This window comes from Pelagicoccus sp. SDUM812002 (assembly GCF_031127835.1).
GTDB lineage: Bacteria > Verrucomicrobiota > Verrucomicrobiia > Opitutales > Opitutaceae > Pelagicoccus.
Genome location: NZ_JARXHX010000041.1, coordinates 1 through 6,934 on the forward strand (window position 1 = coordinate 1; position 6,934 = coordinate 6,934).

A 6,934-nucleotide genomic window follows, 5' to 3' on the forward strand; every position below is an offset into this window, starting at 1 on the left:
CCCTGTAGTGGGGATCTCGTTAGAAAAGAGCGCAAGCAAAGAACGGGAAGACACAAAAAATGCTGTTCTCGCGACTTATTAGACAGTCTCTTAGGCTGTGTGGACAAAATCGAATTTGATCCATTCGATTAATGAGCAGAGGGTTACGAAACCCATATAAGTTACGGGCAGCTTGTCGTAGCGGGTGGCGATTCTTCTATAGCGCTTAATCCTGCAAAAGAAGTTTTCGACCCTATGCCTGAGCTTTCCGATTCCCGAATGGTATTCGGGCGGGTCCTTGCGGTTCGCCTTCGGAGGGATTACGGCTACGCCTCCCAAGCCCTGAATGTAGGCGCGGATGGCGTTGGTGTCGTAGGCCTTGTCGGCGAGGACCAGGTTCCCGTCCACATGCCCTTCCAGCGTATCCACAGCGCAGGTACAGTCGTTCTCGTTGCCGCACACCAGCTTGAGCGACAACGCAAGGCCCACCGTGTTCACGGCCGCGGATAGCTTGCTGTTTCGTCCTCCCTTGGTCTTTCCAAGCTTCTGATCCTCAGCGTCTAACGAATGCCTGCAGGCGTCCTGGTGAGCCTTCACGTGAGTGGCGTCGAGCATGACCGCGACCGAGTAGTCCCGATGCCTCAGGGCAAGCCTCTCGAGGGCCCAGTCCCAAAGCCCGCTGCCGCACCAGCGACGGTAGCATCGCCAGACGCTGTTGTGTTTGCCGTAGCGCTCGGGCAGCTGGTTCCACATGGCTCCGGTGCATAGTATCCACCAAATGCCGTCCAACGTGGAGTCGAGTTTGGCGTGAGGGCGCCCGCGACGGCCGCTCACCTCTTCGCGGTGAGCGTTGTTAATTTTTTTAGCTCCTCGCGAATCCCCGAGGGCATTGAGTCGGCCTTGTTTGCTGACATGGTTATATGGATACAGGAAGCGCATCACATTGCAAGAGAGAAACTTACGGATTTATATATTTTGTCCATATAGCCTAGGTGAATTCCTGTAATTCTGGAACAACGGAAGATGATAGAAAACAATAAAAAAAATAGTATAAACGTTTTTCGCAAGGTCTATGAGGAAATCAAGCTTAGGCAAGCGTACATTCTAGAAGGGAGGGACCGGATGGCACAAAAGGAACGTTTAATTGAAATTTCCGAAAACGCACTCACTGACATAGACTCCATGGTGGCTCGAAATTGCAGGGTCTTAATTAAAAATTACATGTACTCTCAAGATTATTCTGCATTAGATCTAATTACTTTATTAAGCAGCGTGGTTAATAATGATTTTGACAATACCTTAAGAGAGTACGAGTTGGGGGAGGATTTTGATACGAACTATGGAACCCGAACGAGCCTGATCTACCAACAAGCTGAGCTTCCCGAATTCGTGGCTGAAGAGCGCATGACAGAATGTTTTCGATACGTTCCGACGCCCGTTCAGGTCTTTACGCAAATACTGACTAAGTTAAGAAAACATGAATCAGTTTTGGAAGATTTCGTATTTATAGATATGGGATCAGGAATGGGGCGAAATTTGCTCTTAGCTTCGACATGTCCCTTTAAAAAGATAAAAGGTGTTGAGGTGTCATCTTTTCTATGTGAAATTGCAAAGGAAAATGTAAAAATATTCAAATCAAATGAGCAACGCTGTAGCTCTATTGAAATACATTGTGTAGACGCAGTGCAGTTTGAATTTCCTGGGGAAAATATGATATTGTATTTTTGGGAGCCATTTGAGGATAAGGTTTTCATGGAAGTATTTGAGAGATTGTCTCAGATGGATAGTGCGCACGAATTGAAAGTATATCTAGTGTTTTTAGGTCGTTGCTTCCCTGTGCAGGAGAGTGTGTTTGGTTTTCGGCTCATAGAACGATTCGAGGTATTTGGAGATCTTCACGTTGAATGTACCCTTTTAAAGGGCACCAAAGAGGGTGATAGCGGAGGTTCTGTGGATGAATATTGATGAAAACATGTTGGAATGCGATGAGTCGTCTTTCGGTGTAGAATATAAATAGTGAAAGTAGTGACTGGACTCTCATCTGTGCTCTATGAATGTGTTTTTGCTCTGGAAGTGTTTTTTAACCTGTTCTGGAAGGTCCTGGTTTTGATGAAGTGTGCATTTTCCTTTTGAGTCCCCTACAGCAAACCCCACAGGGTTTTCGCAAATGGCAAATTTCCATTTTTTCCCGATAGAGTGTGTGTTTTGCTGGGATGGAATTGAAACACATGTTATCAACAGCCATTGTTACGGTGGGCCTAGTGTGACGTGTTTGCTGTGTTTCGTGGAAAGGTTGAGCTTGACGTGAGTTCAACCTCTTAGGAATTAAAGAATTACAAGATAATGAGAAATGATATTGCGATAGTTGGTATGGCGGGTCGATTTCCCAAAGCTTCTAATCTAGATGAGCTTTTTCGAAATTTGTACAACGGAGTTGATTGTATTACCTCGATCTCCGGAGAGCGCATAAAAGATACTGCTTTACAAAGAAATAGACCGTACCGAGAGATGGGGTATCTTTCAGATGTAGACAAGTTTGACTACAAGTTCTTCGGTATTTCGAAGGCTGAGGCGGAAATTTTAGATCCCAATCAACGAATACTAATGGAAGTATGCCATGAGGCCATAGAAAATGGGGGTTACGGGGGTGATCGTTTGCACGATTCCAACACGTCTATATTCGTGACGGATGTATTTCCAGAGTACTATAAGCTTGCAGATGAATTTACCGGAACTATGGTTTCTGGTAATTCGCCGGCATTTATCGCGACTCGTTTGTCGCGGCAGTTTGGTTTTCGCGGGAATGCCCTGATAGTAGATACTTCTTGCTCATCAAGTCTGGTTGCTTTGAATCTAGCGTGTAACGAGCTTGTTTTGAAGGACACTAATGCGGCATTAGTCTGCTCTTCGAACCTAATCATCTTTCCATATGCCGATATAGATAGTGAGTATATTAAGGCGTCTGGCGATGGTCGTTCTCGTGCGTTTTCAGCCCATGCAGATGGCATGTCTTGTGGGGAAATGGCGATAGCCATTTTAATTAAGCGTTTGGAAGATGCTGTTGCCGATAGGGACAATATCCACGCTATTATAAAGAGTGTCGCAGTGAATAATAATTCGAACCGTTCGGCTAGTCCATCGGCTCCCGATAGTGTTTCACAAGCAAATGTTATTCAATCAGCGTGGCGTAAAGGTGGAATAAATCCAAGCGATGTTGGTTATATAGAGGCACATGGATCAGGCACGCAGTTGGGAGATTCATTGGAGATTGAGGGTATTAATCTAGCATTTCGTGATCTCACTAAGAGTCGTCGTTTTTGTGCACTTTCAACGGTCAAATCCGCTATCGGCCATGGTTATAACGCTTCGGGCCTCGCGGGTTTGGTGCAGGCGGTATTTGCGCTGAAGAGTAAAATGTTCCCTCCGACACAGCATTGCCAAGAATTGAATCCAATAATAGATTTTGAAAACTCGGCAGTTTATGTTAACCGGGAAACAAAGCATTGGGAGGCTGAAAATTCAAAGAGATATGCGGGTGTCACCTCGCTTGGTGCAAGTGGTACAAACGTCCATGTGATCCTGCAGGAAGCCGACGAGGTTGAAAATGACGGACAGTTTGCTGAATGCGAGGGACCATATCTATTCAACATTAGTTCCCACTCACTAGGTGCGCTGGCCAAAAATCTACACTCAATGCACAACTATGTAGCCAGCGAGCAATGCAAAAGCTTAACTGACTTTAGCTACACTCTCAATGTCGGAAGAGCTCACTATATGCATCGGTTTAGCGTGGTTGCTGAAAACAAATCGGTTTTGGCTCAAGCTTTAGCTTCTGGTTTAGTAGAGCACTGCAATGAGGAATTGAAACCCTTTGGTAAAGTGATTTATTTGTTGTCCGAGCCAAAGATCAGCCTAGAAACCGTAGAGCGATTCTGTTCTGGATTCAGTGCTTTCGAAAGTGCTTACAATGACTTTGCTCTTTTCTTTCAAGAAGATAACGAGCGAAGTCGGGCATTCCGTTTCCAATATGCGTTGTTTAAGATGTTGTCCGATTTGGGCCTTTCGACCGAAAATGTATTGCCACTTGGTTTGGGCGTAGTCGTTAAATCCATTATAGAGGGCACATCAGAGATGGATGCAGATCTAGCTGCACATATACTCACTGGATCAGAAGTAGTGCTAAATGACCTAGAGAATCGAGTGAAAAAACTGATAAACCGCGAACGTTCGCACGGTTTTTTGGGATTTGTTCAAGTTGGAGGAACGAATGACCTAACAAGGCTACTGACAAACGTGTACGAAAATGATGCGTTTACTCATTGTTTGGTTGATGAAGATCAAAGTGCGAGAGCATCGGTCTTGTCATGGTTTTCTACGGCTTATCTCAGAGGGGTAGACGTTAATTGGGAAAGACTCCATAGTATTTACTCTAATCAGCTTATTGCTGATTTGCCTAGTTCAGCATTCGATAAATATCGCTGTTGGTTGCGTGATATGCCGTTGACTGATGAAGCAAGGGGTGCTGGTGAGGTTGCAAGTCATGTCGAACAACCAGTGGTGTCAGAAGAAGATGCGTCTATGTTGGAATGCCAAGTTGCCAAGGTTTTTACTGAAACTCTGAATCTTGCAATCTGTTCAAAGGCTGATAGTTTCTTTGAACTAGGAGGTGATTCGCTAAAAGCGACCAAACTTATTAATGCATTGAATAAGCGTTTGCAAGTAAATTTGGATTTCGAAGATATATATGACTTTGCAACGGTTGAAGCCTTAGCAGGTTTTATCGATAGCCAAATCTCGATGACCGCTAAATTGATTCAAATTTGGGAGTTAGTCCTGAAACAGTCAGACATCCAAGAAAGCGACAACTTTTTTGAATTAGGTGGCCATTCATTAATGGCGAATCAAGTGCTTGGGCGCATTCGCCGTGACATTGGAATATCTATTGACTTTGATGAGTTTTATGAGAACCCAACGATAGCGTTATTGGCAGCTTGCTTAGATAGCAAAGCAAGGGGAGAAGTAACGATTCCAGGCTTGCCTCCGATAGAGCCGCTTGCAGAAGATGAGGACTATGCGGTTTCGTCATCGCAGCAAAGAATGTGGGTACTTTCTCAATTTGAGGGAGAGTCCGTGGCTTACAATACGCCTTTTGCTTTTTCAGTTAATGGATATGTTGATTGCGTAATTCTACAGAGTGCTTTTGAACTGCTTATTAGGCGGCATGAAATGTTGCGAACTGTTTTTGTCGAAAACAGGGGTTTTCCCCGGCAAAAGGTACTAAGTGCAGAAGGTTTGTCGGTTACTATTGAGAGAATCGTTCTCAAAGAACATAAACGTTCTTTAGACGAGCTACTAAGAGAAGAGCTAAATTCGATTTTCGACCTCTCAAAGTGGCCGCTATTCAAAGTAAAACAGTATGTTGTCGAGAAGGACCGGTCTGTGTTGCTGATTCATGCTCATCACATCATTAACGATGGTTGGTCGTCTCATTTATTCCTCGAAGAGCTGCTTGGGTACTACCGGCAGCTTGTCAATGGGGAATCCGTTAGATGCAAGCAACTACCGGTTCAATACAAAGACTATGCTGCTTGGCAAAATCAATTGCTTGGCTCGACGGGGTTCGAAAAGCATCGTGATTTCTGGATATCCAAATTGAGTGGCGAGCTGCCTGTACTCAATATACCACTCGATTATTGCCGTCCACCCGTGAAAACTTTCAATGGTGACAGGGTGAACTTTAAAATTGATGCAAAAACAGTTAATAAACTCGGTTTTTTGTGTCAAGAGAAGCGAGCAACATTGTTTATGGGTTTATTAGGGCTCACGTATTCCCTTTTAGTACGCTATAGTGGGCAGAGCGACATCATCATCGGCACTCCAGTTGCTGGCAGAAGTACACCTGAAATTGAGGAAATTATTGGCCTTTTCGTGAATACGATTCCTGTGCGTTTGGCTTGTGCTGAGGGTATGAGTTTTAGCGAACTATTAGACGATATTCGTGAGGAAGTCTACGAGATGTACAAGCATGATATTTATCCGTTTGAAAGGATGGTAGAGGATGTTGTTGTTGAGCGTGACCTTAGTCGTTCGGCAATTTTCGATATCATGATTGTGCTTCAGAATACAAAAATGCTACAAAGCGGCGATATGTTGTTGGGAACGGCTCAACTTGGGGTTTTTAAACTTTCTTCTATAGCTAGCCAGTTTGACCTGACCTTTGAGTTTATTGAGGAAGGGGATTGTCTCGAAGGTGTAATCTATTTCAATACCGACCTATTTAAGAGAAAAACCATCATAGCACTAGCCGAACGTTTTGTAGATATAACAAATGTGCTTGTAGGGCATCCAGGTCATACGATTAATGAATTGAACATTACAACGCAGTCGGAAAGGCGGCTTCTGTTAGGCTCGTTTCAAGGAGCGCAAAAAGCTTATATTGACAATACGCTGATACACCGGTTGTTTGAAAAACAGGTACTTAATCACCCTGATAAGACTGCTATTGAGTTTGAAGGAGATTCTTGGACCTATAATGAACTTAACGAACGGGCAAATCGTCTAGCTTGGACTCTGCGCGAAGAACATGATGTTGGAGTAGATCAACTGGTCGCGTTGTGTGTTGATCGCTCTGTAGAAATGTTGGTCGGCATATTAGCAATCATGAAAGCCGGTGGTGTCTACTTGCCAATCGACCCAGATTATCCTGATGAACGGATTCACTTTATGCTAAACGATGCTGGCTTGAAACTCATACTGGTTGATAGTGATCGTATACATGATTCCATGTTTGGCGGTACGCTCTTGAATCTTACTGATGACACCTTGTATCACGAGCTGACAGAAAATTTGGAATGTGATTCCTCTCCGTCGGACCTGATCTACTGCATCTACACCTCGGGATCCACGGGCAGGCCAAAGGGCGTGCTGATAGAGCACCGGAACGCCCTCAATCACT

General features: G+C 44.4%; 3 protein-coding genes. 2 read left to right on the plus strand and 1 reads right to left on the minus strand.

Annotation, left to right across the window (positions count from 1 at the left end):
- Window positions 1-90 precede the first annotated feature (90 nt).
- Window positions 91-918 (minus strand): IS5 family transposase, encoded by an 828-nt coding sequence (locus QEH53_RS23115; protein ID WP_309025611.1) that lies wholly within the window; start codon window positions 916-918, stop codon window positions 91-93.
- Window positions 919-1,002: 84 nt separating this feature from the next.
- Between QEH53_RS23115 and QEH53_RS23120 the strand changes: the two genes are divergently transcribed.
- The gene (locus QEH53_RS23120) at window positions 1,003-1,944 is read left to right on the plus strand and encodes a class I SAM-dependent methyltransferase (protein ID WP_309025609.1); all 942 of its coding nucleotides are present in this window, start codon (window positions 1,003-1,005) and stop codon (window positions 1,942-1,944) included.
- A 378-nt stretch (window positions 1,945-2,322) separates the two neighbouring features.
- On the plus strand, window positions 2,323-6,934 hold a 4,612-nt coding region (locus tag QEH53_RS23125; RefSeq protein ID WP_309025610.1), incomplete at its 3' end, for a condensation domain-containing protein.